The sequence below is a fragment of the Blastomonas fulva genome (assembly GCF_003431825.1).
In the GTDB taxonomy this organism is placed as follows: domain Bacteria; phylum Pseudomonadota; class Alphaproteobacteria; order Sphingomonadales; family Sphingomonadaceae; genus Blastomonas; species Blastomonas fulva.
The window spans coordinates 353369-380185 of sequence record NZ_CP020083.1; the positions used below are offsets into that span (position 1 = coordinate 353369).

Annotated in this window: 27 protein-coding genes; 17 read left to right on the forward strand and 10 right to left on the reverse strand. The window is 64.2% G+C overall.

Going from position 1 to position 26817, the window contains the following annotated elements:
• Positions 1-7: 7 nt before the first annotated feature.
• Genes B5J99_RS01685 through B5J99_RS01700 form a run of 4 tightly spaced genes read right to left on the reverse strand, consistent with a single transcriptional unit; the run spans position 8 to position 4080 of the window.
• On the reverse strand, positions 8-1435 hold the full coding sequence (locus B5J99_RS01685; RefSeq protein ID WP_117351276.1) for an amino acid permease: 1428 nt from the start codon (positions 1433-1435) through the stop codon (positions 8-10).
• Positions 1436-1455: 20 nt separating this feature from the next.
• Positions 1456-2133: a GntR family transcriptional regulator gene (locus B5J99_RS01690; RefSeq protein WP_054134152.1), complete on the reverse strand. Its 678-nt coding sequence runs from the start codon at positions 2131-2133 to the stop codon at positions 1456-1458.
• Positions 2134-2140: 7 nt separating this feature from the next.
• On the reverse strand, positions 2141-3139 hold the full coding sequence (locus tag B5J99_RS01695) for a 4-hydroxyproline epimerase (RefSeq protein WP_117353305.1): 999 nt from the start codon (positions 3137-3139) through the stop codon (positions 2141-2143).
• The gene (locus B5J99_RS01700; protein WP_425456426.1) at positions 3139-4080 is read right to left on the reverse strand and encodes a dihydrodipicolinate synthase family protein; all 942 of its coding nucleotides are present in this window, start codon (positions 4078-4080) and stop codon (positions 3139-3141) included. The genes B5J99_RS01695 and B5J99_RS01700 overlap by 1 nt, the downstream gene beginning before the upstream one ends.
• Before the next feature lie 31 nt (positions 4081-4111).
• Here B5J99_RS01700 and B5J99_RS01705 point away from each other — a divergent pair, with 31 nt between their 5' ends.
• Both B5J99_RS01705 and B5J99_RS01710 read left to right on the forward strand, forming a co-directional pair.
• Complete coding sequence (locus tag B5J99_RS01705) at positions 4112-5380, forward strand: NAD(P)/FAD-dependent oxidoreductase (protein WP_117351277.1); 1269 nt, start codon at positions 4112-4114, stop codon at positions 5378-5380.
• Entirely contained in the window at positions 5377-6573 is a 1197-nt protein-coding gene (locus tag B5J99_RS01710) for a M24 family metallopeptidase (RefSeq protein WP_117351278.1), read from the forward strand. Before B5J99_RS01705 ends, B5J99_RS01710 begins: the two co-directional genes overlap by 4 nt.
• A gap of 20 nt (positions 6574-6593) precedes the next feature.
• Here the strand turns inward: B5J99_RS01710 and B5J99_RS01715 are convergent, their stop codons facing one another.
• Positions 6594-7184: a hypothetical protein gene (locus tag B5J99_RS01715; RefSeq protein WP_117351279.1), complete on the reverse strand. Its 591-nt coding sequence runs from the start codon at positions 7182-7184 to the stop codon at positions 6594-6596.
• Between the two features lie 136 nt (positions 7185-7320).
• Here B5J99_RS01715 and B5J99_RS01720 point away from each other — a divergent pair, with 136 nt between their 5' ends.
• Entirely contained in the window at positions 7321-8658 is a 1338-nt protein-coding gene (locus B5J99_RS01720; protein ID WP_117351280.1) for a dicarboxylate/amino acid:cation symporter, read from the forward strand.
• A 16-nt stretch (positions 8659-8674) separates the two neighbouring features.
• On the opposite strand, the gene B5J99_RS01725 is transcribed toward B5J99_RS01720, so the two are convergent.
• Entirely contained in the window at positions 8675-9022 is a 348-nt protein-coding gene (locus B5J99_RS01725; protein ID WP_054134146.1) for a GntR family transcriptional regulator, read from the reverse strand.
• 100 nt (positions 9023-9122) lie between these two features.
• Complete coding sequence (locus tag B5J99_RS01730; protein ID WP_117353307.1) at positions 9123-9806, reverse strand: L,D-transpeptidase family protein; 684 nt, start codon at positions 9804-9806, stop codon at positions 9123-9125.
• Between the two features lie 331 nt (positions 9807-10137).
• On the opposite strand from B5J99_RS01730, the gene rimP reads away from it, so the two are divergent.
• The 13 genes from rimP (at position 10138) to B5J99_RS01795 (ending at position 22430) form a co-directional block, all read left to right on the forward strand.
• Positions 10138-10707, forward strand: a complete 570-nt coding sequence (gene rimP, locus B5J99_RS01735) for a ribosome maturation protein RimP (protein ID WP_171900219.1) — start codon at positions 10138-10140, stop codon at positions 10705-10707.
• A gap of 2 nt (positions 10708-10709) precedes the next feature.
• Complete coding sequence (gene nusA, locus B5J99_RS01740) at positions 10710-12329, forward strand: transcription termination factor NusA (RefSeq protein ID WP_069050625.1); 1620 nt, start codon at positions 10710-10712, stop codon at positions 12327-12329.
• A complete protein-coding gene (locus B5J99_RS01745; protein ID WP_069050626.1) occupies positions 12310-13017 on the forward strand; it encodes a DUF448 domain-containing protein in 708 nt (235 codons plus the stop codon). The genes nusA and B5J99_RS01745 overlap by 20 nt, the downstream gene beginning before the upstream one ends.
• A gap of 93 nt (positions 13018-13110) precedes the next feature.
• Positions 13111-15678: a translation initiation factor IF-2 gene (infB, locus tag B5J99_RS01750; RefSeq protein ID WP_117351281.1), complete on the forward strand. Its 2568-nt coding sequence runs from the start codon at positions 13111-13113 to the stop codon at positions 15676-15678.
• 54 nt (positions 15679-15732) lie between these two features.
• Positions 15733-16143 (forward strand): 30S ribosome-binding factor RbfA, encoded by a 411-nt coding sequence (gene rbfA, locus B5J99_RS01755; protein WP_069050628.1) that lies wholly within the window; start codon positions 15733-15735, stop codon positions 16141-16143.
• Positions 16130-16456: an AbrB/MazE/SpoVT family DNA-binding domain-containing protein gene (locus B5J99_RS01760; RefSeq protein ID WP_162892412.1), complete on the forward strand. Its 327-nt coding sequence runs from the start codon at positions 16130-16132 to the stop codon at positions 16454-16456. The genes rbfA and B5J99_RS01760 overlap by 14 nt, the downstream gene beginning before the upstream one ends.
• Complete coding sequence (locus B5J99_RS01765; protein WP_117351283.1) at positions 16453-16848, forward strand: type II toxin-antitoxin system VapC family toxin; 396 nt, start codon at positions 16453-16455, stop codon at positions 16846-16848. Before B5J99_RS01760 ends, B5J99_RS01765 begins: the two co-directional genes overlap by 4 nt.
• A complete protein-coding gene (locus tag B5J99_RS01770; protein ID WP_054134139.1) occupies positions 16848-17423 on the forward strand; it encodes a thymidine kinase in 576 nt (191 codons plus the stop codon). The genes B5J99_RS01765 and B5J99_RS01770 overlap by 1 nt, the downstream gene beginning before the upstream one ends.
• Entirely contained in the window at positions 17420-17965 is a 546-nt protein-coding gene (locus B5J99_RS01775) for a GNAT family N-acetyltransferase (protein WP_117351284.1), read from the forward strand. The genes B5J99_RS01770 and B5J99_RS01775 overlap by 4 nt, the downstream gene beginning before the upstream one ends.
• A 77-nt stretch (positions 17966-18042) precedes the next feature.
• Positions 18043-18963, forward strand: coding sequence for a tRNA pseudouridine(55) synthase TruB (gene truB, locus B5J99_RS01780; RefSeq protein WP_117351285.1), 921 nt, complete (start codon positions 18043-18045; stop codon positions 18961-18963).
• A 21-nt stretch (positions 18964-18984) separates the two neighbouring features.
• Positions 18985-19254 (forward strand): 30S ribosomal protein S15, encoded by a 270-nt coding sequence (gene rpsO / locus B5J99_RS01785; RefSeq protein WP_117353308.1) that lies wholly within the window; start codon positions 18985-18987, stop codon positions 19252-19254.
• A gap of 211 nt (positions 19255-19465) precedes the next feature.
• A complete protein-coding gene (gene pnp, locus B5J99_RS01790; protein WP_117351286.1) occupies positions 19466-21811 on the forward strand; it encodes a polyribonucleotide nucleotidyltransferase in 2346 nt (781 codons plus the stop codon).
• Positions 21812-22034: 223 nt separating this feature from the next.
• The gene (locus tag B5J99_RS01795; RefSeq protein ID WP_117351287.1) at positions 22035-22430 is read left to right on the forward strand and encodes an endonuclease domain-containing protein; all 396 of its coding nucleotides are present in this window, start codon (positions 22035-22037) and stop codon (positions 22428-22430) included.
• 88 nt (positions 22431-22518) lie between these two features.
• Here B5J99_RS01795 and sdhA read toward each other — a convergent pair whose 3' ends face one another.
• The 3 genes from sdhA to sdhC are packed head-to-tail and all read right to left on the reverse strand — an operon-like array spanning position 22519 to position 25157.
• Positions 22519-24321, reverse strand: a complete 1803-nt coding sequence (gene sdhA / locus B5J99_RS01800) for a succinate dehydrogenase flavoprotein subunit (protein ID WP_117351288.1) — start codon at positions 24319-24321, stop codon at positions 22519-22521.
• Positions 24321-24710 (reverse strand): succinate dehydrogenase, hydrophobic membrane anchor protein, encoded by a 390-nt coding sequence (gene sdhD / locus B5J99_RS01805; protein WP_054134132.1) that lies wholly within the window; start codon positions 24708-24710, stop codon positions 24321-24323. Before sdhD ends, sdhA begins: the two co-directional genes overlap by 1 nt.
• Positions 24711-24767: 57 nt before the next feature.
• Positions 24768-25157, reverse strand: a complete 390-nt coding sequence (sdhC, locus tag B5J99_RS01810) for a succinate dehydrogenase, cytochrome b556 subunit (protein WP_054134355.1) — start codon at positions 25155-25157, stop codon at positions 24768-24770.
• A gap of 215 nt (positions 25158-25372) precedes the next feature.
• On the opposite strand from sdhC, the gene B5J99_RS01815 reads away from it, so the two are divergent.
• The gene (locus B5J99_RS01815) at positions 25373-26776 is read left to right on the forward strand and encodes a methyl-accepting chemotaxis protein (protein WP_069050634.1); all 1404 of its coding nucleotides are present in this window, start codon (positions 25373-25375) and stop codon (positions 26774-26776) included.
• The last annotated feature ends 41 nt before the right edge of the window (positions 26777-26817 follow it).

Consider the following 26817-nt stretch of genomic DNA (forward strand, 5'->3'; position numbering starts at 1 on the left):
GATGATGTCAGATACCCGTCACCGGAGCATCCTGCCGCGCCTGGCTGCGCGAGCGGCTGTAGAGGAAATAGAAGGCGAGCCCCGCCACATTCCACAGCGCAAAGCGCACCAGCGTCTGCGAAGGCAGGCTGATCATCAGATAGAGGCAGCCCAGGATCGCCAGCGTGCCGACCAGATAGGGCTGCGGGCACTTGAACACGCGCTTGAGTTCGGGCGCGCGCTTGCGCAGCACCATCAGGCATCCGCCCACCGCGATGAACGCCAGCAGCGTGCCCGCATTGGCGAGCTCGGCAATCTCGTCGAGCCGGAAGAAGCCCGCCACTGCAGCGACGAACACTCCGGTGATGCCGGTGACAAGCACCGGAGCACCGGTCTTTGCCGACACTCGCGACAGCACCGGGGGCAACAGGCCATCGCGCGCCATGACGAAGAAGATGCGGCTCTGGCCGTACATCATCACCAGGATCACCGAGGGCAGCGCGATGAGCGCAGCCAGCGCCACCAGATAGGATGCGGTGGGGTGGCCGAGGGTGCGCAGCACCAAAGCCAGCGGCTCAGGCGAATTGCCCAGCGTCACATAGGACATCGCGCCGATCGCCGACAGCGCGACGGCCATGTAGATCAGCGTGCAAACCGCCATCGATCCAATGATCCCGATGGTAAGATCGCGCCCCGGATTGCGCGCCTCTTCGGCCGAAGTCGCCACCGCGTCGAATCCATAGAATGCGAAGAACACGATCGCAGCCGCCGCCATCACCCCGCGGGTCGATCCGTCCTGTACCGAGCTGCCGAAGCCATAGGGCATGAACGGGGTAAGGTTGTCGGCATCGAACGCCGGTGCGGCCAGCGCGATGAACGCGGTCAGCGCCACGAGCTTGATGATGACGAGGATGATGTTGAGCGTCGCGCTCTCGCGCGTGCCCGCCATCAGCATGCCCGCGATCGCCAGCGATACGACCACCGCAGGCAGGTTGATGATCCCGCCGGCATGGGGTCCTGCCAGCAGCATCTCGGGAAGCGAAACCCCAGCCGATTGCAGCCAGCCGACCAGATAGCCCGACCAACCGACCGCGACGGTGGAGCAGGCCAGAGAATATTCGAGGATCAGGCTCCATCCGACCACCCAGGCCAGGGTCTCACCGACCACCGAATAGGTGTAGGTGTAGGCCGAGCCCGCCGTGGGGATCATCGTTGCCAACTCGGCATAGGCCAGAGCCGCGCAGGCGCACACTGCGCCCGCAATCGCGAACGCCAGGATCACAGCGGGCCCGGCGCGCTCGGCACCGACGCCGGTGAGCGTGTAGATGCCGGTGCCGACGATTGCGCCGACGCCCAATGCGATCAGGTGCGGCCAGGACAATGTCGGCTTCAGCCGGCTGCCCTCTGGCGCATCGGACGCCTGTACGATCAGCTTTATCGGCCCGAAAAACCCCATGATGTGCGTCCCTTGTCGTTTCACCCAGCCGCAGCGCCGGGTGTTTCTGTGTCATTTGCGTTCAATTGCACGCGAAGATCGTCGAGCGTCTTGCCGATATGCGATACCGCCAGCGCCGTCACCCTCGGTTCGTCGCGCGCGATCCACGCCGCCAGCAATTCGCGGTGCTCCTCGTTGGCGCGCTCGTCGCGGCCCAGCGGCTCTAGATGCTTGCGGACATAGCGCTCGGACAGCACGTGCAGCCGTTCAAGGATGGTGAATGTCACCGGCCGCCGCGCGGGTCGCAGCAGCGCCAGGTGAAAGGCGCGGTTGAACGCCCCCACCCCCTCGCCCCGCGAATCGGTGAGCACATCGAGCCTGTCCAGAATATCGGCAGCGGCGCGCTGGTCGACACTGGAAGCCGCGCGCGACGCCAGTGCGGCCAGATCGGGCTCGAGCTTCAGGCGCAGCGCAAAGACCTCTTCGGCCTCGGCGGTGTTGAGCGCGCGGACGGTGAAACCGCGATTGGCCTGCGATGCCAGCAAGCCTTCCTCTTCGAGCCGGGCGAGCGCCTCGCGCAGCGGGATCTTGCTGACCCCCAGCTCCGCCGCCAGCGCATCCTGCCGGATCGGACGTCCGGGGGCGACGGCACCGGTAAGGATGCGGTCGCGGACCAGATCGACCAGCTGCTCTGAAAGATTGCGGACAACGATGCTCATCGGCCCCTCATATCACAGAGAAGCCCTTCCAGAAGGGGTCTTCGTCGTCGATCCAGATCGTGTTGAAGCCGGCGGAAAAAGCCGATCCCTCGATCGACGGGATGATCGCTGGATGCCCGGCCAGATCGACCCGCGCCTCGACCCGCCCCACAAAGCGGCTGCCGATGTAGCTTTCGTGGACGAAGGCCTCGCCCGTCTGCAACCGCCCGGTGTGCGCCAGATGTGCGAGCCGCGCGGAGGTTCCGGTGCCGCAGGGCGAGCGGTCGATGGCGCGCTCGCCATAGAACACCGCGTTGCGCCCGTCGGCGCCCTCGCCCTTGGGAACGTCGGCCCACAGCACATGACTGACGCCGCGGATGCGGTCGTCGAGCGGATGCACCGGCTCGATCGTCTCGCGGAGCATCGCTCGGATGGTGCGCGACAGCTCGACCAGCCGCGCCGCACCCAGCGCATCGAGCCCCGGATAGCCGGGCTGCGGCTCGATGATCGCGTAGAAATTGCCGCCATAGGCGATGTCGATGCTAAGCGGGCCCAGCCCCGGCACATCGATCTGCACCCCCTGCGCCGCGACGAACGAGGCGACATTGCGGATGCGGACCGAGGTCACCTTGTCGCCCGCGCGCACATAATCGATCTCGATATCACCCGCGGGCACTTCGACCTTGATATGGCCGGGCACGCGCGGCTGGATCAGCCCGTGTTCGAGCGCGAAGGTGATGATGCCGATGGTGCCATGGCCGCACATCGGCAGGCAGCCCGATGTCTCCATGAACAGGATGCCGATGTCGTTTTCGGTGCGGGTCGGCGGATAGAGAAACCCGCCCGACATCATGTCATGCCCGCGCGGCTCGAAGCACAGGCCGGTGCGGATCCAGTCGAACCGTTCGACGAAGTCCATCCGCCGCTCGGCCATCGACGACCCGCGCACAAGCGGCGCGCCGCCGACGACCAGCCGCACCGGATTGCCCGCGGTGTGGCCGTCGATGCAGAAGAAGGTGTGCCGCATCAGGCGCCGGCAAGCGGCCGCGTCGCGGCGCACTGTTCGACCCAGGCGATGACATCGGCGCGGCGCTGGCCCGAAAGCGGCATGCGCGGCATCCGTACCCGTTCCGATCCGCGCCCCATGATCTGCTCGGCCAGCTTGATCGACTGGACGAGGTCATGCTCGGCATCGAGATGGAGCAGCGGCATGAACCAGCGGTAAATGCGCAGCGCTTCGGCATAATCACCGCGCCGTTGCGCCGCGACCAGCGCGACCGATTCGCGCGGGAACGCGCTGGTGAGCCCCGAAACCCAGCCCGACGCACCGAGCATCAGACCTTCGAGAGCGACATCGTCGAGCCCTGCCATCAGCGTATAGCGATCCCCGAACTGGTTATACAGATCGGTGAAGCGGCGCGGATCGGGCGCGCTTTCCTTGATCGCGACGATGTTGGGCACCTCCTCAAGTCGCGCCAGCGTGTCGAAATCGACGTTGACGCGGTAGGCGGGCGGGTTGTTGTAGAGCATGATCGGCAGGCTGGTCGCCTCTGCCACGGTCCGGAAGTGCGTGTACAATTCGTCGAGATTGGGGACATAGACCATTGCAGGCAGCAGCATCAACGCATCGATACCAATTGCCTCTGCGGCTTGCGCATATCTGACCGCGCGATCGGTGGTGAACTCTGAGACGCCAGCGACCAGCGGCACGCGGCTGCCCACTGCCTCGACCGCGCCCTTGAGCACTGCCAGCTTCTCATCCGCCTCAAGCGAGTTGTTCTCGCCGCAGGTGCCGAGCACGATCAGCCCATCGACGCCATCATCCACCAGCGCGGTCTGCACCCGCTGGGTGGCATCGTGATCGATCGCCAGGCTTTCGGTAAACTGGGTGGTGGCGGCGGGGTAGACACCCTGCCACAATGTCTTGGATGGTGTGATCGTCACGCAGAAACTCCGGTTGCAGTCCATTTCGTATACCGTATATGATTTGCCTGACAATATGAAAAACAGATGTTCTTCTTCGGGTGAGACCGGTCTGGTGATCGGCGGAGGGCTTGTCGGCCTTTGCACAGCGTTGCAGCTGCAACGCTGTGGGCTATCTGCGACAGTGCTGGAGCCACAGGAAAAACCGCAAGGTGCCTCCTGGGGCAATGCCGGGCATATTGCGGTGGAGCAGGTCCAGCCGCTGGCGTCCCCCGCAATGATCGCGGGCGCACTGGCGCGGCTGTATCCGCGCGGTGCTCTGGGGCTGCCACTGCGCCAGATCGGCAGCTGGGGTCCGTTTGCGCTGAAGCTGCTGCGCGCCAGCACTCCTGCCCGCTTTTCCGCCGGAACCGCCGCGCTGTCCGCATTGCTGGCGCAAGCGATGCCCGCATGGCAGCGGATGTGCGCGCTAAGCGGCACCGCGCATCTGCTGCGGCAGGACGGACATTTCGTCGCCTGGGAAAGCGAGGCCAGCGCCGCAAAGGGCCGTGCGCACTGGCTTTCCACCGATATCGGCACCGCCAGCGTGCGCGATGCGACGCCCGAAGAGCTATCCGCGATCCGCGCGCTGGCGCCCAATGGCACGATCGCAGGCGCGGTGCGGTTTGTCGGATCGGGCCAGATGACCGATCTCGGCGCGCTCGCCAATGCGCTGCGCCAGGCGCTGGTCGCTGGCGGAGGCACGATCCGCCATGCGAAGGTTGACAGCATCGAGATCGATGGCGGGACGGCCCATGCGATCATCGGCGGCGAACGGCTGACCGCCGACCATGTCGTGCTCAGCGCAGGCGCGGCTTCTGCCGAGCTGCTGCGCCCGATGGGGCTGCGTATCCCGCTGATCGCCGAGCGCGGCTATCACATCCAGTCGCCCGACAGCCGCTGGCCCGTAGACATGCCCCCGGTCGCGTTCGAGGACCGATCGATCATCGTCACCCGCTTTGCAGGCGGGCTGCGCGCGGCAAGCTTCATCGAGTTTTCCGCGCGCACCGCTCCGCCCGATTCGGGCAAATGGCGCAAGCTGCGCGATCATGTTGCCGCACTCGGCCTGCCGTTCGACGGACCGGACCACGAATGGATCGGCGCGCGGCCCACGCTGCCCGATTATCTTCCCGCAATCGGCCGCAGCACCCGCGCGCCCAACCTGCTATATGCCTTTGGACATCAGCATCTGGGGATGACATTGGCGGCCGCGACCGGCGAGGCAATCGCCGCGCTCGCCACCGGTCGGCCCCCGGGAATCGACCTTGCGCCGTTTGACCCGGCGCGATTTGGAGACACGACATGAAAGGCATTGGCGGATCACACGCGGCCGAGCAGCTTGCGACGATCACCCCCTGGGCCACCCCTGCGGCCCCGATCACCCAGGACGAACGGCTGGCGCGGATCGAACAGGCACGGCGGCTGACCCGCGACAGCGGCGCCGATGCGCTGCTCATCGCTGCGGGTTCATCGCTGCGCTATTTCGCGGGCGTCCCCTGGGGCGGCACCGAGCGGCTGGTCGCGATGCTGATCCCCGTGACCGGCGACCCGGTGATGATCGCGCCGCATTTCGAGCTCGGCTCGCTGCAGGCCGAAATGCAGATCAGCACCGATTACCGCCTGTGGCAGGAGGACCAGTCGCCCACCGCGCTGGTTGCGGATATGTGCCGTGGCTGGGGTGCCGATACGCTCGCGATCGATCCGGCGCTGCCGTTTCTGTTCGTCGACCGCATCGCGCGTGACGCGCCAGCCCTCACGCTGGTCAGCGGCGCACCGGCGATCGATGGCTGCCGGATGCACAAATCGCCCGCCGAGATCGCCCTGATGCAACAGGCCAAGTCGATGACGCTGGAAATGCACCGCCGCGCCGCGCTGATCCTGCGCGAGGGCATCCGCGCCAGCGAGGTGGTCCGCTTCATCGACGAGGGACACCGGAAGATCGGCGGCGCACCGAGCACCTTCTGCATGGTCCAGTTCGGCCACGGCACCGCGTTTCCGCACGGCGTGCCCGGCGATCCGCAGCTGCGTGAGGGCGACATGGTGCTGATCGACACCGGCACCACCGTGCAGGGCTATCATTCGGACATCACCCGCAGCTATGTCTTTGGCACGCCCGATGACGAGCAGCGCCGCATCTGGGATCTGGAACACGCCGCCCAGGGCGCGGCCTTCGCCGCCGCGCAGCCCGGCCATGCTTGCGAGAGCGTCGATCAGGCCGCGCGCGACGTGCTCGAGGCAGGCGGCCTAGGCCCGGACTACAACCTCCCCGGCCTGCCCCACCGCACCGGGCACGGCATCGGCCTTTCGATACACGAACCCGCCTATCTGGTGCGCGGCGACAAGACTCCCCTTGCGACCGGCATGTGCTTTTCCAACGAACCGATGATCGTCATCCCCGACCGCTTCGGCATCCGGCTGGAGGACCATTTCTACATGGCCGATGACGGCCCACGCTGGTTCACCCAGCCGCAGGTCGCGATCGACGCCCCGTTCGGTTGAGGCACCGCCCCGGCCAGGCCTCAGGGCTGGCCCTCGGGCCGTTCCCGCAGCGTCATCGCCAAGGCTATCGCCAGCAGCAGCGTAGCCGCGGTGCCGGCGGCGCCTGCCGGGAAGATCCAGGCCATCCCGGTTGCCATGCCGAGCAGGTTGACCGCCATCGCGGCAAGTCCCGACAAGATCGCCAGCACGCCTGCGGCCTTCGCCAGCCCGGTTCCACGCAGCATCGCGGCGCCGACGAGGATCGCAGCGAGGCCGAAGAGCCATTTGCCCGCGAAATAGAGGAAGAACGCGCCGGCCACCACTGCCTCATAGGCTGGCGCCATCGCCTCTCCGGCGTCTTTGAGCGGGCCGAACATCGCAAGGCCCATACCCACCTGCACGACATTGAGTACGCCGCCGACAGCGATCGCCGCCCAGGCAGGCGCAAGCCTTGAGTTCTGCGCCAGCGCCACCAGTGCCAGCACCGTGATCCCCAGAAACGCGACCGCCTCGGTCGTCCAGATCACCATGCGATGCATCTCGAAGCCGCTGTTCGACAGCACGACATAGGAAAGCTGGGTGACGACGAGCACGATCATGGCCAGAGGAACGGCTTGCAGATATCTGGTCATGACGTGTGATTTCCCCGAAGCTTGCATCTGTCGATGCCGCAGATGGCTGTGTTGCCGCAGGTGCGCTGGCCAGGCCCGAAAGGTTACAGCGCTCAGCGCGGTTGGCCCCGCCCCGCGTCGGTGATAGGCCCATGCGATGATCATCGACGCTTCATCTCCCGGCGCACTGGCCCGGCCCCCGCGCAAACGCTGGTATGCGCAGCTGTATCTGCAGGTGCTGGTCGCCATCGTCGCAGGCGTGACGCTCGGACATTTCGCACCCGAAACGGGCGCCGCGATGAAGCCGCTGGGCGATGTGTTCATCAAGCTGGTCAAGATGGTCATTGCGCCGGTTATCTTCCTCACCATCGTCACCGGGATCGCCGGGATGCGCGATCTGGCGAGTGTGGGGCGAGTCGCGGGCAAGGCCTTTGCCTATTTCCTGTTCTTCTCCACGCTGGCGCTGATCATCGGGATGATCGTCGCCAATGTCGTACGCCCGGGCGACGGGCTGAACATCGATCCGGCGACGCTCGACACGGCCAAGGTCAGCGAATTTGCCGCCAAGGCCGAAGACAGCTCGATCACCGGGTTCCTCACCGCGATCGTTCCCGATACCTTCCTGTCCTCGCTCAGCGATGGCAATCTGCTGCAGGTGCTGTTCGTCTCGATCCTGTTCGGCATTTCGCTGGCGATGATCGGCGACAGGGGCGCGCGGTTGCTCGATCTGCTCGAGGATGCCTCGATCGCATTCTTCAAGCTGGTCGGCATCGTGATGAAGGCGGCACCCGTCGGCGCCTTCGGCGCGATGGCATTCACCATCGGCGAATATGGCATCGGCACGCTCGCCAATCTCGCCGCGCTGGTTGCGACCTTCTATCTTACCTCGCTGCTGTTCGTGCTGGTGGTACTGGGGCTGGTCGCGCGCGCGTGCGGCTTTTCGATCCTCAAGCTGATCGCCTATCTCAGGGCGGAGCTGCTGCTGGTGCTGGGCACGTCATCGTCGGAGAGCGCATTGCCCTCGCTGATCGAGAAGATGGAACGCGCGGGCTGCCCCAAGACCGTCGTCGGCCTGGTCGTGCCCACCGGCTACAGCTTCAATCTGGATGGCACCAACATCTACATGACGCTGGCGGCTTTGTTCATCGCGCAGGCGTGCAATGTCGATCTGTCTATCGGCGAGCAACTGCTGTTGCTGGGAGTGGCGATGATCTCTTCCAAGGGCGCCGCGGGCGTGACCGGCGCAGGCTTCATCACGCTGGCGGCGACGCTGTCTATCGTTCCTTCGGTGCCGGTCGCGGGGCTGGCGCTGATCCTGGGGATCGACCGGTTCATGTCCGAATGCCGCAGCCTCACCAATTTCATCGGCAATGCGGTGGCGACCGTGGTGGTGTCGAAATGGGAGGGCAGGCTGGACAAGGCGCAGTTCGATGCCGCGCTGGCGGGACGCTTGCCGCCGGTGGAAGAGCTGCCCGAAGGCGCCATCGGCGCCTGAAGCCCAGGGGTAACGCTCAGGCCTTTTCGTCGGCCAGCAGGATATTGGGGGAAAGCCCGATGCGCTGCATCTGGCGCAGCACCGGCGGCCAGATGTGCTTGAGGAAATCCTCGCGTTCCATGTCGCGCAGCTTTTCGGTGGCGCCGGGAGCGACATACATGCCCACCCCGCGCTGCACTTCGACCAGACCCTGATCCTGGAACATCTGGTACGCCTTGGCGACGGTCAGCGGATTGGCCTGTTGCTCGGCGGCAAAGGCGCGGACCGAAGGGAGCATGTCGCCTTCGGCATAGATGCCGTCAAGGATCGACGCTGCGATGATATCGCGCAGCTTGAGATAAACGGGTTTGCTGTTGTCTGCCATCACTGCCTCACTGCCATAATACAGCGTGTCAGGTCAAGCGCATTCGCCTGCCGCCCATGTTGCGCACAAAAGTGCCCGCACAGGACCTGGAAGAACCGGCTCAGACGCCGGTGACCGCGTCGCCGACGTTGATCCGCTCGCCATTGGTGATGATGACGATGTCGCCCAGTTTCACCTGATCGAACAGCTTCTTGGCGAAGGCGGTGGGAACGCCGATGCAGCCGCGCGTGCCATAGCCCCATTCGACATCGCTGCCGTGCACCGCAACACCATCGTTGGTCAGCCGCAGCATATAGGGCATCGGCGCATCATAGATGTTGGACACATGGTCGGCGTCCTTCTGGGTGATCGGGAAGGCGCCGAGCGGGGTGGGCTTTTCGGGCGTGCCGTACAGGATCACCGCAACCCCGATCTCGTGCCCGTCGCGGAATACCGAAAGCGTCTGCGCTGCCAGATCGACGGTGACCAGCATCGGGCCGGTGGCGGGCGCGCGGCTTTCGTCCCAGTAATAATTGCCATGGCCCAGCGGACCGTCGATGGTCATCACGCTCTTGATCGCATAGCCGATCTGCTCGGGCGTGGTCGCCGCAGCCTCTGCCTTGGTGAGTGCGCGAGCCTCGGGGCGTTCGCCGGCATCCGCGCCCGGAAGCGGCGCGACAGCGGCAGACTTGATCGCGGCATCGCCCGGAGCACTGGTGACCACCGCGGTGACCAGCAGCGCTGCCGCTGCCAGCATGCCGACGCCTGCCAATTGCCGCGCCTTGGGCCTGAAGGTTGCCGCCATGATATCTGCTCCGTCGATCCCGCCTTGCCGCATCATCGCGGCCGTTGGACAGCATGCTAGCCCGCTCCGCGCCGAATCGCCAGCATGCGATCGGCTGCGTCCCCCTGCGGGACGGTGCCGGGGGCGCAGGTTAACGCCCCGCCAGGGCCCGGGACCTGCGCACCATGGGCGCGCTGCGGCCCGACATAATTCTTGCCATTGCACGGGCACGCGCTTATATGGCGATCCATCCCGACATGGTTGTTGAAGCTTGACGGGCTGGCGCCACTGGGGGCCGGCACCATACCGCTTTTGCCGCCATATCCACATTCAAGCCTGTGAGAGCCCGTTCTTGACCGACCTTTCTGCCGTCTCTGCCCTGATCGAGCCCGAAGCCAATGCGCTGGGATTCGATCTCGTGCGCGTGCACCTTTTCGGTGCGGGCGACGAGCGGACGCTGCAGATCATGGCCGAACGCCCCGACACCGGCCAGCTCAACATCGACGATTGCGCCTCGCTGTCGCGGCGGATCTCCGACGTGTTCGATGCGCTGGAAGAAGCGGGCAAGGACCCGGTCCCCGGATCCTACCGGCTTGAGGTCAGCTCGCCGGGCATCGATCGCCCGCTGACCCGGCTCAAGGATTTTGGCAACTGGCTGGGGCATGAAGCCCGGCTGGTGCTGCATGAACCTGCACAGGGTCGCAAGCAATTGACCGGCGATCTGCTAAGCCTGGAAGGCGATCAGATCACCGTGCAGGACAAGAAGACCGGCGCGGTCACCGTGCCGCATTCGAACGTGATCAGCGCAAAGCTGATGCTGACCAACAAACTGATCGCTGCCACCCGCCCGCTCGACACCAGCGGCGCGGATGACATCGAAGAAATCGACGACACCGCAGACCTCGAAGAACAGGAAGACTGATCATGGCCAGCGCCATTTCCGCCAACAAGGCCGAACTTCTCGCCATCGCCAATTCGGTGGCAACCGAAAAGATGATCGACAAATCCATCGTGCTGGAAGCGATGGAAGAGGCGATCCAGCGCGCTGCCCGGGCCCGTTACGGCGCCGAGAACGATATCCGCGCCAAGCTGGACGGCAACACCGGCGACCTTCGCCTGTGGCGCGTCGTCGAGGTGGTCGAAACCGTCGAGGATTATTTCAAGCAAGTCGACGTCAAGGCCGCGCAGAAGCTGCAGGCAGGGGCCGTGGTTGGCGATTTCATCGTCGATCCGCTTCCCGCCGTGGACCTGGGCCGCATCGATGCGCAGGCCGCCAAGCAGGTGATCTTCCAGAAGGTCCGCGATGCCGAGCGCGAGCGCCAGCATGAAGAGTTCAAGGACCGCGTCGGCGAGATCATCACCGGCGTCGTCAAGTCGGTCGAGTTCGGCCATGTCATCGTCAACCTCGGCCGCGCCGAAGGCGTGATCCGCCGCGAACAGCAGATCCCGCGCGAAGTCGCCCGCGTCGGCGACCGCATCCGCGCGATCATCCTCAACGTCCGTCGCGAAAACCGCGGGCCGCAGATCTTCCTCAGCCGTGCGCACCCCGATTTCATGCGCAAGCTGTTCGAACTTGAAGTGCCCGAAATCTACGACGGCATCATCCAGATCAAGGCCGCTGCGCGCGATCCCGGCAGCCGCGCCAAGATCGGCGTGATCAGCTATGACAGCTCGATCGATCCCGTCGGCGCCTGCGTCGGCATGAAGGGCAGCCGCGTTCAGGCGGTCGTGCAGGAAATGCAGGGCGAGAAGATCGACATCATCCCCTGGTCGGAAGACACCGCGACGTTCGTGGTCAACGCGCTCCAGCCCGCTACCGTCAGCCGCGTGGTGATAGACGAGGAGGAAAGCCGCATCGAAGTCGTCGTTCCCGACGATCAGCTTTCGCTGGCCATCGGCCGTCGCGGCCAGAACGTGCGTCTGGCCAGCCAGCTCACCGGCTCTGCCATCGACATCATGACCGAGGCCGAATCGAGCGAGAAGCGCCAGAAGGAATTCACCGAGCGCTCCGAGCTGTTCCAGAACGAGCTCGACGTCGACGAAACGCTCTCGCAGCTGCTGGTCGCCGAAGGCTTCAGCGAGCTTGAAGAAGTGGCGTATGTTTCGCCCGACGAGCTTTCGAGCATCGAAGGCTTTGACGACGAGCTCGCCGCCGAGCTTCAGAACCGTGCGCAGGAAGCGCTCGAGCGTCGCGAGGAAGCTTCGCGCGCCGAACGCCGCGCCCTGGGCGTCGAGGATGCGCTGGCCGAGCTGCCGCACCTCACCGAAGCAATGCTGGTGACCCTGGGCAAGGCAGGCATCAAGACGCTCGACGACCTGGCGGATCTCGCCACCGACGAGCTGATCGCCAAGAAGCGCGTCGAGCAGCGTCGCCGTGACAATTCGGCGCCGTCGAACAAGCGCCCCGAAGACAAGGGCGGCGTGCTGGCAACTTATGGCCTGAACGAAGAGCAGGGCAACGAGATCATCATGGCCGCCCGCGCCCACTGGTTCGAAGACGAAGACACAGTTGGGGAGGACGCGAATGCGGAAACTTCCCAATGACACGGTTGCTGATCTAGCAGCCGACGCGCCTACCCCCTCTGCCGACACCGCAGAAGGTCCCATTCGCCGCTGTATCCTCAGCGGCGAGCGGGACGAGCGCGCGCATCTGATCCGGCTTGCCATAAGCCCCGACGGCGTCGTGGCACCCGATGTTCGTGCCAAAGCGCCCGGACGCGGCGCGTGGATCGGGGTGGACCGCGCAGGCCTTGAAGAGGCGATCGCCAAGGGCAAGCTCAAGGGCGCGCTCGCCCGTGCGTTCAAGACCGGCCCGATCACCATTCCGGAAGACTTGCCGCAAGCCATCGAGGAAGCGCTGACCCGCGCCCTGCTCGACCGGCTGGGGCTCGAGGCGCGATCGGGCACCCTGCTCACCGGTTCCGACCGGATTGCCGAGACCGCACGGCGCGGAAAAGTCACCATGTTGCTGCACGCCAGCGATGCCGCCGCCGATGGCAATGGCAAGCTCGACCAGGCCTGGCGCGTGGGCAGCGAGACCGAGGGCAGCGGCGATCGGGGCATTGTATTGCCTGTAGACCGCACCCGCCTGTCTGTGGCATTGGGGCGCGACAACGCGGTTCATGTTGCGCTGACCGATCATCGCGCCGCCGCGCGCATTGACCAGTTTCTTGGCCGATTGCTGCATTTCAAAGGGGAGGGGGCTGAACCTGCCCCCGGAATGACGATCTAGCGCGCATTGGCGTGCGTGGATCGCCCCACGCGAACCGGCGATGCTGAACCCATCGCCCGACGTGACGTATTTATTGAGGATTGAGTCTGTTCGATGAGTGAAGATACCGAAAACAAGCCGACACTGGGTCGCAAGCCTCTGGGGCTGAAGCGTTCTGTCGAAGCTGGCGAAGTCAAGCAGACGTTCAGCCATGGCCGCACCAACAAGGTCGTGGTCGAAGTCAAGCGCCGCAAGCTGGTCGGCAAGCCCGGCGAAGCACCCGTTGCTGCGCCAGTGGCAGCGCCTGCACCCGCCCCTGCGCCCACCCCGGCGCCGGTGGCAGCCCCGCCCCCGCCGCCGCGCCCGACCCAGTCGTCGATGCTGAGCCGCCGCGAGATCCAGGAAAAGCTGCTGCGCGAAGCAGAAGAAGCACGCCTGGCCTCGCTGGAAGAAGCACGCCGCCGCGAGACCGAGGAAAAGCAGCGCGCTGCCGAGGAAGCGCGTCGCCGCACCGAGGAAGCCAAGAAGGCCGAAAGCGAGCCTGCTGCGTCCGCGCCCACGCTCGCAGAGGCCGCCCCTGCCCCCGCCCCGACCAGCGAAGCACCGCAGGCCGCGCCGGTCGAAGCCAAGACAGAACCCGCTGCTGCCGCAGCCCCCGCGACCGAAGACGCCAAGCCCGCAGCGGCCCCGCCGCCGCGTCGCTTTACCCCGGTGGCATCGCCGCCGCGGCCCGAGATCAAGCCCAAAAAGGCTACCGGCGCCAAGGTTGTCGACAACCGCCGCCAGTCGGGCAAGCTGACCGTCAGCAAGGCGCTGAACGAAGGTGACGGCGGTGCGCGTGCGCGCAGCCTCGCCGCACTCAAGCGCGCCCGCGACAAGGAACGCCGCCTGCACATGTCGGGTCAGAGCCGCGATGCTCAGCCCAAGCAGGTCCGCGACGTCGTCGTGCCCGAAGTGATCACCATCCAGGAACTGGCCAACCGCATGGCCGAAAAGGGTTCCGATCTGGTCAAGTCGCTGTTCAAGCTCGGCATGATGGTCACCATCAACGAGGCGATCGATCAGGATACCGCCGAACTTCTGGTCGAGGAATTCGGCCACAAGATCACCCGCGTGTCCGATTCCGATGTCGAAATCGACCACGACGCCGATGTCGATGCCGATGAAACCATGTCGCCGCGTGCGCCTGTGGTCACCATCATGGGCCATGTCGACCACGGCAAGACCAGCCTGCTCGATGCCCTGCGCGGCACCGATGTGGTCGCTGGCGAAGCGGGCGGCATCACCCAGCACATCGGCGCCTATCAGGTGCAGGTGCCCTCGGGCGACAAGATCACCTTCCTCGACACCCCGGGCCACTCGGCCTTTACCGAGATGCGTGCGCGCGGTGCCAACGTCACCGACATCGTCATCCTGGTGGTGGCGGCCGACGATGGCCTGATGCCGCAGACGATCGAGGCCATCAACCACACCAAGGCCGCCGGCGTGCCGATGATCGTGGCGATCAACAAGGTCGACAAGGAAGGCGCCAATCCGCAGAAGATCCGCGAGCGCCTGCTCGAGCACGAGGTCATCGTGGAAGCGATGTCGGGTGAAGTGCAGGACGTGGAAGTCTCCGCGCTCAAGAAGATCAACCTTGAAGGCCTGGTCGACAAGATCCTGCTGCAGGCCGAATTGCTCGAGCTCAAGGCCAACCCCGATCGCGCCGCCGAGGCTGTCGTGATCGAGGCCAAGCTGGACAAGGGCCGCGGCCCCGTTGCCACCGTTCTGGTGCAGCGCGGCACGCTCAAGCGCGGCGATATCTTCGTCGTGGGCGAGCAGTCGGGCAAGGTCCGTGCGCTGATCAACGACAAGGGCAAGCAGGTTCCTTCTGCAGGGCCTTCCGAGCCTGTCGAGGTTCTGGGCCTCACCGGCGTGCCGTCTGCGGGCGACAAGCTGACCGTGGTCGAGAACGAACAGCGGGCGCGTGAAGTCGCCGATTATCGCCGCCAGAAGGCGCTCGAAAAGCGCACGACGATGGCACCGACCAACATCGACACGATGTTCTCGTCGCTCGCCGCCAACCGCGCCAAGGAATATCCGGTGCTGGTCAAGGGCGATGTGCAGGGTTCGGTCGAAGCGATCGTTACCGCGCTCAACAAGATCTCGACCGATGACATCAAGGCCCGCGTGCTGCACGCTGGCGTGGGTGCCATCACCGAGTCCGACGTGACCCTGGCCAAGGCCTCGAACGCGCCGATCATCGGCTTCAATGTCCGCGCCAATGCCCAGGCACGGGCGCTGGCGACGCGTGATGGCGTGCGGTTCAAGTATTTCGACATCATCTACGACCTGCTCGACGATATCCGCGGCGAGATGGCAGGGGTTCTTGGCCCCGAGCGCATCGAAACCGTGGTCGGCCGCGCAGAGATCAAGGAGATCTTCCCGGCAGGCAAGAAGGACAAGGCGGCGGGTCTGCTCGTCACCGACGGCTTCATCCGCAAGGGCCTGCACGCGCGCATCACCCGCGACGATGTCATCGTCTCCAAGACGGTCATCTCCTCGCTGCGCCGTTTCAAGGACGATGTCGCCGAGGTCCGCACGGGCCTGGAATGCGGCGTCGTGCTGCAGGATACGAACGACATCAAGCCGGGCGATATCCTTGAAACGTTCGACGTCGAAATGCGCGACCGGACCTTGTAATTCGTGACCCCCGCCGCCTTTTCGAGAGGCGGCGGGGCGTCGTGAGAGGACATTATGGCCAAGCATAACGATACCGGCCCCGAAGGGCGCTCCGTCCGCGTGCTGCGGGTGGGCGAACAGGTGCGGCACGTTCTGTCGGAGCTGCTCGCGCGCGGCGAGGTGCACGACAAGGTGCTGACCGCGACCACCATCTCGATCACCGAAGTCCGCATGTCTCCTGACCTGCGGCACGCCACAGTGTTCGTGAAGCCGTTGCTGGGCAAGGACGAAGAGGTGGTGCTCAAGGCACTTCGCACCAACACTGCCTTCTTTCAGAAGGAAGTCGCCTCGCGCATCCGCACCAAATATGCGGCGAAACTCAAGTTCCTCGCCGATGACAGCTTCGACACCGGCAGCCATATCGACAAGCTGCTCAGCGCGCCCAAGGTGGCGCAGGATCTGGGCAAGGACGATGCCCAAGATTGACGTCTTACCGGGTAAGACGTATGTTGACGCGATGAATGCGAACGTCAAATTTTCGGCTAAAGGTCAGGTCGTCATCCCCAAGGATGTTCGCGACCGATATCTCTTTGTGAACGGCGCAGTGGTGGAAATGGTCGAGATGCCCGAAGGCGTGTTGTTGAAGCGGCCGAAATCTCAGAAGGCTGCAACCGCTGAGGAGGCTTGGGAAAGGCTCCGAGCTGTTGTGAAATATGACGGTCCGGTTTTTTCCGACGACGAGGTCAGAGACAGCATCGACCAGATGTTTCGGGAAAAATATGGCACGCCGATGCCATGATCTCACTCGACACCAATGTTCTGCTCAGACTGGTTCTTAACGACGATCCTGACCAAGTTTACGTGGCGAAGCAACTTATCGCACAACCCTGCTTCATTGCACCAACCGTGTTGGTCGAGGTTGGTTGGGCGCTGCGTTCCGTTTACCGACTAGATCGCAAGATGGTAGCTGCTGCACTTCTTGTCATTCTGGAGTATCCAGCGGTGGAAATCGACAATGTTGAAGCCGTCCGCTGGGCATTGACCCGCCACGCTGCAGCTGTTTCCGATTTGGCCGATTTGCTTCATCTGGCATGCTCCCCGCGCGCGGCGGCATTTGGCACATTTGATCGCAAACTGGCGCAGCAAGCTGGTCAGGATATGCCACTCCCAGTGCAAACGCTGCTGCCCTGATGGCCAAGCTCTATTTCTACTACGCCTCAATGAACGCTGGCAAATCGTCCACGCTGTTGCAGGCGGCGTTCAATTATGCCGAGCGGGGGATGCGGGCGATGCTGTGGACCGCGGCGCATGACGATCGCTTCGGCACCGGGCAGATCACCTCGCGCATCGGACTCCACGCGCCTGCGCATCTGTTCGAAGCCGACACCGACATCTTCGCTGCGGTCGCGCTCGACCTCGCCTCTGCGCCGCTGGATTGCGTGCTGGTCGACGAGGCGCAGTTCCTCACCAAGGCGCAGGTGTTCCAGTGTGCGCGGATCTGCGACGAGCTCAAGATTCCCGTGCTGTGCTACGGCCTGCGCACCGATTTCCAGGCCGAACTTTTTCCCGGCAGCGCGCAGCTGCTCGCCATCGCCGATCATCTGGTCGAGCTCAAGGCCGTGTGCGAATGCGGGGCGAAGGCAACGATGAACCTGCGGGTCGATGAGACCGGCCAGGCGGTGAAGACCGGCGCGCAGACCGAGATCGGTGGTAACGACCGCTATATCGCGCTGTGCCGCAAGCACTTCATGGCGAAAATGGCATGAGCGCGCTGGAGACTGTTCTGGTCGATGGTGATGTCCACCTGGAGCCGCTGGCCGCACACCACATCGAATTGCTGCGCGCGGCGTGTGCGCGCGATCCGGATATCTGGGAGATTTATCCGGTCTCGATGCTGGGCGAGCATTTTGACCGCGCGATGGAAGACTTCCACGCCACCACCAACTGGGTTCGTTTTGCGGTGCTGCATCGCGGCGTTCTGGTCGGCATGTCCTGCTATATCGCGCCCGACGAAAGCAACCATGTCGTGGAGATCGGCGGCACCTATATCGAGCCCGCAGCACGGGGCAGCGCCGGGGTCAATTCTGCGATCAAACGGCTGATGATCGACCACGCCTTTGCCTGCGGCTTCACCCGGATCGAATTTCGAGTCGATAGCCGTAACCTGCGCAGCCAGGCGGCGGTGCGCAAGCTGGGCGCGATGCACGAGGGTACGCTGCGCCGAAACCGCATCACCTGGACCGGCTATGTGCGCGACACCTGCATGTTCGGCCTGTTGAAGACGGAATGGTCCGGCGGCCGCGGCTGAGAGTTTGCCTGAGGATTTGCCTGAGAGTTTGCCGGAGTGTTTGGTAGCGCCGGATAACGGTGCTAACGGCGCTGGCGATGCACGGATGGATCATTCTCGACAAACCTTATGGCATGGGCTCGACCGACGCGGTGACCGCGGTCAAGCGCGCGTTCCGCGCCGGGGGGCATGGCAAGGTCAAGGTCGGCCATGGCGGCACGCTCGACCCGCTGGCGACCGGCGTGCTGCCGATCGCGCTGGGCGAGGCGACCAAGCTCACCGGCCAGATGCTCAACGGCGACAAGACCTATGATTTCACGATAGCCTTCGGCGTGCAGACCGATACGCTCGATGTCGAGGGTGTTGCCGTGGCGGACAGCGATGTGCGGCCGACGCTAAAAGAAATCGAAGCGGTGCTGCCGTGCTTTACCGGGCCGATCGAGCAGGTGCCGCCGGCGTATTCGGCGCTCAAGGTCGACGGCAAGCGCGCGTACGATCTGGCCCGGGCCGGCGAAGAGGTGGAACTGGCGAGCCGGGCGGTAACGGTGCATGCGCTTACCATCCACGCACCTTCGTTGTTCCTCAGGAGGGGACCAGATGAAGAGCGGATTGACGAGATCACCCTCACCGCCCATGTCTCCAAAGGCACCTATATCCGCAGTCTCGCGCGCGACATCGCGCAGGCGCTGGGAACGGTCGGACACGTCACGATGCTGCGCCGCACGCAGGCGGGGCCGTTCACCCTGGCGGGGGCGATTTCACTGGACATTCTCGACCAAATCCGCCATGGCGCGGCCGCAGAAGACATAATCTTGCCATTCGAGGCAGGGCTGGACGACATCCCGGCTCTAGACCTCACACCCGATCAGGCAAGGCGGCTCCATATGGGGCAGGTCGTGACCGGGATAGCCGCACACGATGGGCGATATTGGGCGCGGGGGAGTGATGGCACTCCACTCGCTCTGGTATCGCTTTCGGACCATGAGGTTCGGGTGGTGCGCGGCTTCAACCTTGGATAGATGTTCGAAGGACGAAGAAACATGACGATCAGTGCAGAACGCAAAGAAGAAGTTATCAAGGAACATGCCCGCGAAGCCGGTGATACCGGTTCGCCCGAGGTCCAGGTCGCGATCCTGACCGAGCGCATCAACAACCTGACCGACCACTTCAAGGCGCACCACAAGGACAACCACTCGCGTCGCGGCCTGCTGATGATGGTGAACAAGCGGCGCTCGCTGCTCGACTATCTGAAGAAGAAGGACGCCACCCGCTACAGCGACCTGATCGCCAAGCTGGGTCTTCGCAAGTAAGAATTCTCGGACGGCCCCCAAGCGGGGCCGTTCGTTTATCCGCGCCCCTGAACATACCGGGCGCGGGACTCAACGGACCTTTTCCGCAATGAGGCGGACAAAGGCCAGCCGGGGCAGCAGAACAGCCCCGAACCGCGCCAGGCCGGTCAGCCTGGCACCAGAAGAGGCCCCGGTCCGCAATAGGGCGCATCGGGTTCGATAAGGAAAATCCATGTTTGACGTAAAGACTGTAGAAATCGAGTTGGGCGGTAAGACCCTCAAGCTCGAAACGGGCCGCATTGCCCGTCAGGCGGACGGCGCTGTGCTGGCCACCTATGGCGAAACCGTGGTGCTGTGCGCCGTGACCGCCGCAAAGTCCGTGAAGGAAGGCCAGGATTTCTTCCCGCTGACCGTTCACTACCAGGAAAAATTCTCCGCAGCAGGCCGCATCCCCGGCGGCTTCTTCAAGCGTGAGCGCGGCGCGACCGAAAAGGAAACGCTGACCAGCCGCCTGATCGACCGTCCCGTCCGCCCGCTGTTCCCCGAAGGTTTCTACAACGAAATCAACGTGATCGCGCAGGTTCTGTCGTTCGACGGGGAATCCGAGCCCGACATGGTGGCGATGATCGCAGCTTCCGCTGCGCTGACGCTCTCGGGCGTTCCCTTCATGGGCCCGATCGGCGCGTGCCGCGTCGGCTACCAGGATGGCGAATACCAGCTCAACCCGTCGATGGATCAGGTCAAGGAAGGCGAGCTCGATCTCGTCGTCGCCGCCACCCAGGATGCCGTGATGATGGTCGAATCGGAAGCCAAGGAGCTTTCCGAGGAAATCATGCTCGGCGCTGTCGAGTTCGCCCATGATGCCTGCCGCCAGGTTGTGGCTGCGATCATCAAGCTGGCCGAGCAGGCTGCCAAGGATCCCTGGGAAATGGCTGCACAGGCCGATCTCTCGGCTGCCAAGCAGAAGCTGCGCGACCTGATCGGTTCGGACATTGCCGCAGCGTACAAGCTGACCGACAAGTCGGCCCGCTCGAACGCGCTCAACGAAGCCCGCGCCAAGGCCAAGGCAGCCTTTGCCGACGCTACGCCGCAGGACCAGATGGCCGCCAACAAGCTGATGAAGAAGCTGGAAGCGGAAATCGTCCGCGGTGCCATCCTCAAGGACGGCAGCCGCATCGATGGCCGTACCACCACGCAGATCCGTCCGATCGAAGCGATGGTCGGCTTCCTGCCCCGCACCCACGGTTCGGCGCTGTTCACACGTGGTGAAACGCAGTCGATCTGCACCACCACCTTGGGCACCAAGGACAGCGAGCAGATGATCGACGGCCTGACCGGCCTGTCCTATGAAAACTTCATGCTGCACTACAACTTCCCGCCCTATTCGGTCGGTGAAGTCGGTCGCTTCGGCGCGCCGGGCCGTCGTGAAGTGGGCCATGGCAAGCTGGCATGGCGTGCGCTGCACCCCGTGCTGCCCAGCAAGGACGAGTTCCCCTACACGATCCGCGTTCTGTCCGACATTACCGAATCCAACGGCTCTTCGTCGATGGCAACGGTGTGCGGCGGTTCGCTCTCGATGATGGACGCAGGCGTTCCGCTCAAGCGTCCGGTGTCGGGCATCGCGATGGGCCTGATCCTCGAAGGCAGCGATTTCGCTGTCCTGTCGGACATCCTGGGTGATGAAGATCACCTCGGCGACATGGACTTCAAGGTGGCTGGCACGTCCGAAGGCATCACCACGATGCAGATGGACATCAAGATCGCCGGCATCACCCGCGAGATCATGGCGCAGGCACTGGCGCAGGCCAAGGAAGGCCGTGCGCACATCCTGGGCGAAATGGCCAAGGCGCTCGACAGCACCCGCACCGAGCTTTCGGCGCATGCTCCGCGTATCGAGACGCTGCAGATCGACAAGTCGAAGATCCGTGAAGTCATCGGCACCGGCGGCAAGGTGATCCGCGAGATCGTCGCTGAAACCGGCGCCAAGGTCGACATCGATGATGAAGGCCTGATCAAGATCAGCTCGTCCGACGTCAACCAGATCGAAGCCGCGCGCAAGTGGATCCTGGGCATTGTGGAAGAAGCCGAAGTCGGCAAGGTATACAACGGCAAGGTCGTGAACATGGTCGATTTCGGCGCGTTCGTGAACTTCATGGGCGGCAAGGACGGCCTGGTCCACGTGTCTGAAATCCGCAACGAGCGGGTCGAGAAGGTGACCGACGTCCTGACCGAAGGCCAGGAAGTGAAGGTCAAGGTTCTCGAGATCGATCCGCGCGGCAAGGTTCGCCTGTCGATGCGCGTCGTCGATCAGGAAACCGGTGAAGAGCTGGAAGACACCCGCCCTGCCCGCGAACCGCGCGAGCGCGGTGAACGTGGCGACCGTGGTGATCGCGGCGATCGTCGCCCCCGTCGCGACGGCGATGGCGGACGTGGCCGCGAAGGTGGCCGTGGTGGCGAACGTTCGGGCGGCGGTGATCGCGGCGGCGAGCGTTCCGGCGGTGGCCGTGGCCGCGGCCGTGCAGAAGGCGGCTCGGCCCCCGATGCGGGACTGCCCGACTTCATCACCGGCGACAACTGAGCTTAGCAGTTTGCTGCTAGTGTCGCGGGCTTGCTCGTGATGCGACAAAGACCGGCTGGAAGCGTCATGCTTCCGGCCGGTTTTTTGTTGGGTGCGGCGGTAAGGCTCAGAGGGTCGCGCTACGGACGCTCCCCTCCCTTCAAGGGAGGGGCTGGGGGTGGGTAGGCGTCCAGATGAAACATCCGTAACATCCGGCTTCATGGCCCAACGCGTCCCGCCAGCTATGACTCGCAACGCTCGCGAACTGCGCAACAATGCGACACTGCCCGAGCACAAGCTTTGGAGGCAGCTATCAGCCTATCGCCCAAGGTTCACACGGCAGCTCGTCATCGGACCCTATATCGCGGACCTCGCTAACCGCCGTGCCAGGCTGATCGTTGAAATTGATGGCGAGCAGCATCTCGACAATCCGAACGATGTCGTCCGAACAACCTATCTTGAGGCACGCGGATGGACGGTGATTAGGTTCTGGAACCATGAGGTGATGGAGAGCCCCGAAGCCGTCGCAGAGGAAGTGCTAGCGCGGACCGCCGAGTGCCTCGGCGGGACCCACCCCCAACCCCTCCCTTCCAGGGAGGGGCGCAAGAGACTGCCGCGCATCCGAACGGAAAAACCCTGACCCGAAAACAAATCGGGGCAGGATCACGCTTTAACAGCACGATCCCACCCCATTGGTATCATCCTTGCCAGACGGCAAAGCTATCCGATCAATACACCCGCTTCTTGGGCTTGATGTACTCAATCTCGTCGCTCAGCGTGTATTCGTGCACCGGGCGGAAATCGAGGGTGACCTTACCTCCCTTGCCGCCCCAGCCTTCGAACCAGCTGACGGTGTGCTTCATGAAGTTGGCATCGTCGCGCTCGGGGTAATCTTCGTGCATGTGCGCGCCGCGGCTTTCCTTGCGGCTGTGCGCGCTTTCGATGGTGCAGACCGCCTGGCTGAGCAGGTTGTCGAGTTCCAGCGTCTCGATCAGGTCGGTGTTCCAGATCAGCGAGCGATCGGAAACGTGGACATCCTGCATCCGCTGGTTGACCGTCTGCATCAGCGCGGTGCCTTCGGACAGCAGCTGCGTGTCGCGGAACACCGCCGCATGCTTCTGCATCGTCTTCTGCATTTCCATGCGGATCTGTGCGGTGGGCGATCCACCCTTGGCGTTGCGGAAGTGGTCGAGACGCGCCAGCGACAGGTCTGCCGAATCCTTGGGCAGCGCCTTGTGCGAGCTGCCCGGCTTGATGGTGTCGCGCAGGTGGTGGCCGGTTGCGCGGCCGAACACGACCAGATCGATCAGCGAGTTCGAACCCAGGCGGTTGGCGCCGTGCACCGACACGCACGCGGCTTCGCCCACGGCATACAGGCCAGGGACCACGGTGTCGGGGTCGCCATCCTTGATGGTGACGACCTGGCCGTGATAATTGCAGGGAATTCCGCCCATGTTGTAGTGGACAGTGGGCACCACCGGCAGAGGCTGGCGGGTCAAATCGACATTGGCGAAGATCTTGCCGGTCTCGGTGATGCCCGGCAGGCGCTCGGCCAGCACCTTCTCGTCGATGTGATCGAGATGCAGGTAGATATGGTCGTTTTCCTTGCCGACGCCGCGGCCTTCGCGGATTTCGGCAGCCATCGAGCGGCTGACGACGTCACGGCTGGCCAGATCCTTGGCGGACGGAGCATAGCGCTCCATGAAGCGCTCGCCTTCGGAGTTGGTGAGGTATCCGCCCTCGCCGCGCGCGCCTTCGGTAATCAGCACACCCGCGCCATAGATGCCGGTCGGGTGGAACTGGACGAATTCCATGTCCTGCAGCGGCAGGCCCGCACGCAGCACCATCGCCCCGCCGTCACCGGTGCAGGTGTGTGCCGAAGTGGCCGAGAAATAGCAGCGGCCCGAACCGCCGGTTGCCAGCACCACGGCGTGGCTGCGGAAGCGATGGATCGATCCGTCTTCCATGCACAAGGCGATCACGCCACGGCACGCGCCGTCTTCCATGATCAGGTCGATGGCGAAATATTCGATGAAGAAGTCGGAATCGTACTTCAACGACTGCTGGTACAGCGCGTGCAGCATGGCATGGCCGGTACGGTCGGCCGCGGCGCAGGTGCGCTGCACCGGCGGGCCTTCGCCCATGTTCTGCATGTGGCCGCCGAACGGACGCTGGTAGATCGTGCCGTTGTCGTTGCGGCTGAACGGCACGCCTGCATGCTCGAGCTCGTAGACCGCAGCTGGTGCTTCGCGCACCATGTATTCGATCGCATCCTGGTCGCCCAGCCAGTCCGATCCCTTGACGGTATCGTACATGTGCCACGACCAGTGATCGGGCGAGTTGTTGCCCAGGCTCGCCGCGATGCCGCCCTGGGCCGCCACGGTGTGGCTGCGGGTGGGGAACACCTTGGTGATGCACGCGGTCTTCAGGCCCGCTTCGGCGCTGCCCATGGTGGCGCGCAGGCCCGATCCGCCTGCCCCGACGACAACCGTGTCGTATACATGGTCGATGATCTTGTAGGCTTCAGACATCAGCTTGCGGCTCCGGCAAAGGCAATGCGTGCGACAGAAAAGATGCCGAGGGCAGCCCCGGCGATGGCATAGAAGTTGAGCAGCAGGATCACGCCGAACTTGGTGCCGTGATCATGCACATAATCCTCGACTATTACCTGCAGGCCAAGGCGCAGGTGATAGAACACGGTGATCAGCAGCAGGATCATCGCGGTGGCGGCCAGCGGCGAGGACAGCCAGGCGGTGACCGTTGCGTGATCGAGCGCGGGCAGGCTGACCAGCGACGCGATGAACCAGATCATCAGGATCAGGTTGCTGACCGCGGTGACGCGCGCCATGACCCAGTGGTGGGTCCCGGTTTTGGCGGATCCCAGTCCGCGTACTTTGCCAATTCTGGTGCCACTACCCATGGTCGCCTCCTCGCGCGGACATCAATGGTCCTGCGCAGCGTAAAAATTCAAAAAGACTCAGACGAAAAAGATGATCGTCCACAAGATCGCGGTCAGCGCGATCGCCAGCACGGGCAGCAGGGCCGACCAGCGGTTGTTGCCGTCGACCTCGTACCCCGCGCCGATATCCAGCACGAAATGCCGCAGACCCGAGCACATGTGCTGGAAGAAGGCCCAGCTCAGGCCGATCATCAGCAGATAGCCGATGGGGCTGGTGGCCCAGCCGACATACCAGGCATAGCCCTCTGGTCCGCTGGCAAGCGCCATCAGCCAGCCGACCAGCAGAACGCCGCCGATCACTGCCATGCCATCGCCGGTTGCGCGATGCAGGATGGAAACCAGCATGGCCGGTCCCCAGCGCCAGATTGACAGGTGCGGCGAGAGCGGCCTGCCCGATGGTTTGCCCATGGTATCCCCCGTAAAATCGATCATAATAACGACTGAAATGCGTCCCGCGCCTGTTTAACCGATTGCCCACATGATGCAATTGCTGATTGCGGCGGCGCAGTTTCGGCAGGCGCACGCAACGGGCTCCATCCGCCCCGCTTCGCGCAGCATCCTAACTCCGCATTAACCATGTCGGCCTAAAGTCACTGGCATATCACCGCTTATGTGAGGACGGCATGGCAGAGTTCAACCGCGATTCCGGCAGCCCGACCGATGCCCGGTCGCTGTACGCATTGGTCATGCACGACCTGTCGATCAGCGACCGCCTGACCGCGTTCGATCCCGATGGCAAGCTGCCCGGGCTTGCCCGTCAGGCGCGGGAGCATATGGAAGGCGACGAAGACCTGATCGCCAACGCGTTCTGGGACTTTTACGTCGCCGCCAGTAACATCGCGTCGCGGGTCCGCGATCTGGACAAGGTGCGCGAATCCACTGTCCGTTCGGTGCGAGAATACACCGTTGAGAAATTCGTGCGGTTCGATGAACAGGGCTGGGTCGAGCAGGCGTTTGCCAACACGCTCAACGCCCGCGCCATGGGCATTCCGCTGTGGCAGGTTCTCGCCGCACAGACGCAGACCTATGATTTTGCCCTCAAGCGCATGCACAACAAGCTGAGCGATCAGCCGCTGCTGTATTTCAGCCTCGCAGGGGCCATGGCCAAGATGATGATGATCGAGGCCGAGATCATGTCGTTCGCGGTCAATGCGGTCAGCAGCCTCGAGGCGCAGCACACGCGCATGCAGCAGACCTCCAGTTTCAAGCAGACGGTCGATGGCGAGCTGCAGCAGGCATCGCATCTGGGAACCGGGCTGCAGGGCCAGGTGGTTGCCGCCTCAGAGGCCGCGCGCCAGATGCTGGGCCGCTCGTCCGAGGTCGCCGCTGCCGCCGAACAATCTGCCATCGCCATGCGCGAGGCGGCGCAGACCGCCGCAGGCCTGATCCGCGCGATCGAGGATGCCCGCTGCGAAGTGGAGGTTGCCGCCGACGTCGCCGAACGCGCCTCGCGCGAAGCGGGGCATGCGGTCGCCAGCACGCAGACGCTGTCGACCCATGCCGAGTCGATCGAATCGATCCTCAGCCTGATCCGCGATATCGCAGGCCAGACCAACCTGCTCGCGCTCAACGCAACGATCGAGGCCGCGCGCGCAGGCGATGCCGGACGCGGCTTTGCGGTGGTGGCGCAGGAGGTCAAGAGCCTCGCCAACCAGACCGCGCGCGCCACCGACGATATTGCGCACAAGATCACCGCCATCCAGCAGGCGACGCGCGACACCGTCGCCTCGAACGATTCGGTCCGCGCCACGGTGAGCGAGGTGCAGACTTCGGCCGACCGGATTCGCCAGGCGATGGAAATCCAGGCTCAGACCGTGACGATCATCACCGCCGCTGTCGACGAGACCGCGCTCGCCGCCGATTCGATGTCGAACACCATCGGTACCATCCGCATGGATACCGAGGGGCTTGCCAGCGAGATGGACAAGGTGGGCGCGGGCTTCAGCCATCTGCAGTCGCAACTGACCCAACTCAAGCAGCGCTCCAACAGCTTTGCCGACGAAATCGGGCTCGCCAAGATCGCCTGACCGACCGATCGATTTTGCCGCGCGCGCCGATGGACCGCATC

Excerpts from the sequence above, each read along its gene's own strand:
- B5J99_RS01685 (WP_117351276.1), bottom strand. The coding sequence starts at position 1,435 with ATGGGGTTTTTCGGGCCGATAAAGCTGATCGTACAGGCGTCCGATGCG.
- B5J99_RS01690 (WP_054134152.1), bottom strand. The coding sequence starts at position 2,133 with ATGAGCATCGTTGTCCGCAATCTTTCAGAGCAGCTGGTCGATCTGGTC.
- B5J99_RS01695 (WP_117353305.1), bottom strand. The coding sequence starts at position 3,139 with ATGCGGCACACCTTCTTCTGCATCGACGGCCACACCGCGGGCAATCCG.
- B5J99_RS01700 (WP_425456426.1), bottom strand. The coding sequence starts at position 4,080 with ATGGACTGCAACCGGAGTTTCTGCGTGACGATCACACCATCCAAGACA.
- B5J99_RS01705 (WP_117351277.1), top strand. The coding sequence starts at position 4,112 with ATGAAAAACAGATGTTCTTCTTCGGGTGAGACCGGTCTGGTGATCGGC.
- B5J99_RS01710 (WP_117351278.1), top strand. The coding sequence starts at position 5,377 with ATGAAAGGCATTGGCGGATCACACGCGGCCGAGCAGCTTGCGACGATC.
- B5J99_RS01715 (WP_117351279.1), bottom strand. The coding sequence starts at position 7,184 with ATGACCAGATATCTGCAAGCCGTTCCTCTGGCCATGATCGTGCTCGTC.
- B5J99_RS01720 (WP_117351280.1), top strand. The coding sequence starts at position 7,321 with ATGATCATCGACGCTTCATCTCCCGGCGCACTGGCCCGGCCCCCGCGC.
- B5J99_RS01725 (WP_054134146.1), bottom strand. The coding sequence starts at position 9,022 with ATGGCAGACAACAGCAAACCCGTTTATCTCAAGCTGCGCGATATCATC.
- B5J99_RS01730 (WP_117353307.1), bottom strand. The coding sequence starts at position 9,806 with ATGGCGGCAACCTTCAGGCCCAAGGCGCGGCAATTGGCAGGCGTCGGC.
- nusA (WP_069050625.1), top strand. The coding sequence starts at position 10,710 with ATGGCCAGCGCCATTTCCGCCAACAAGGCCGAACTTCTCGCCATCGCC.
- B5J99_RS01745 (WP_069050626.1), top strand. The coding sequence starts at position 12,310 with ATGCGGAAACTTCCCAATGACACGGTTGCTGATCTAGCAGCCGACGCG.
- infB (WP_117351281.1), top strand. The coding sequence starts at position 13,111 with ATGAGTGAAGATACCGAAAACAAGCCGACACTGGGTCGCAAGCCTCTG.
- rbfA (WP_069050628.1), top strand. The coding sequence starts at position 15,733 with ATGGCCAAGCATAACGATACCGGCCCCGAAGGGCGCTCCGTCCGCGTG.
- B5J99_RS01760 (WP_162892412.1), top strand. The coding sequence starts at position 16,130 with ATGCCCAAGATTGACGTCTTACCGGGTAAGACGTATGTTGACGCGATG.
- B5J99_RS01765 (WP_117351283.1), top strand. The coding sequence starts at position 16,453 with ATGATCTCACTCGACACCAATGTTCTGCTCAGACTGGTTCTTAACGAC.
- B5J99_RS01770 (WP_054134139.1), top strand. The coding sequence starts at position 16,848 with ATGGCCAAGCTCTATTTCTACTACGCCTCAATGAACGCTGGCAAATCG.
- B5J99_RS01775 (WP_117351284.1), top strand. The coding sequence starts at position 17,420 with ATGAGCGCGCTGGAGACTGTTCTGGTCGATGGTGATGTCCACCTGGAG.
- truB (WP_117351285.1), top strand. The coding sequence starts at position 18,043 with ATGCACGGATGGATCATTCTCGACAAACCTTATGGCATGGGCTCGACC.
- rpsO (WP_117353308.1), top strand. The coding sequence starts at position 18,985 with ATGACGATCAGTGCAGAACGCAAAGAAGAAGTTATCAAGGAACATGCC.
- pnp (WP_117351286.1), top strand. The coding sequence starts at position 19,466 with ATGTTTGACGTAAAGACTGTAGAAATCGAGTTGGGCGGTAAGACCCTC.
- B5J99_RS01795 (WP_117351287.1), top strand. The coding sequence starts at position 22,035 with ATGACTCGCAACGCTCGCGAACTGCGCAACAATGCGACACTGCCCGAG.
- sdhA (WP_117351288.1), bottom strand. The coding sequence starts at position 24,321 with ATGTCTGAAGCCTACAAGATCATCGACCATGTATACGACACGGTTGTC.
- sdhD (WP_054134132.1), bottom strand. The coding sequence starts at position 24,710 with ATGGGTAGTGGCACCAGAATTGGCAAAGTACGCGGACTGGGATCCGCC.
- sdhC (WP_054134355.1), bottom strand. The coding sequence starts at position 25,157 with ATGGGCAAACCATCGGGCAGGCCGCTCTCGCCGCACCTGTCAATCTGG.
- B5J99_RS01815 (WP_069050634.1), top strand. The coding sequence starts at position 25,373 with ATGGCAGAGTTCAACCGCGATTCCGGCAGCCCGACCGATGCCCGGTCG.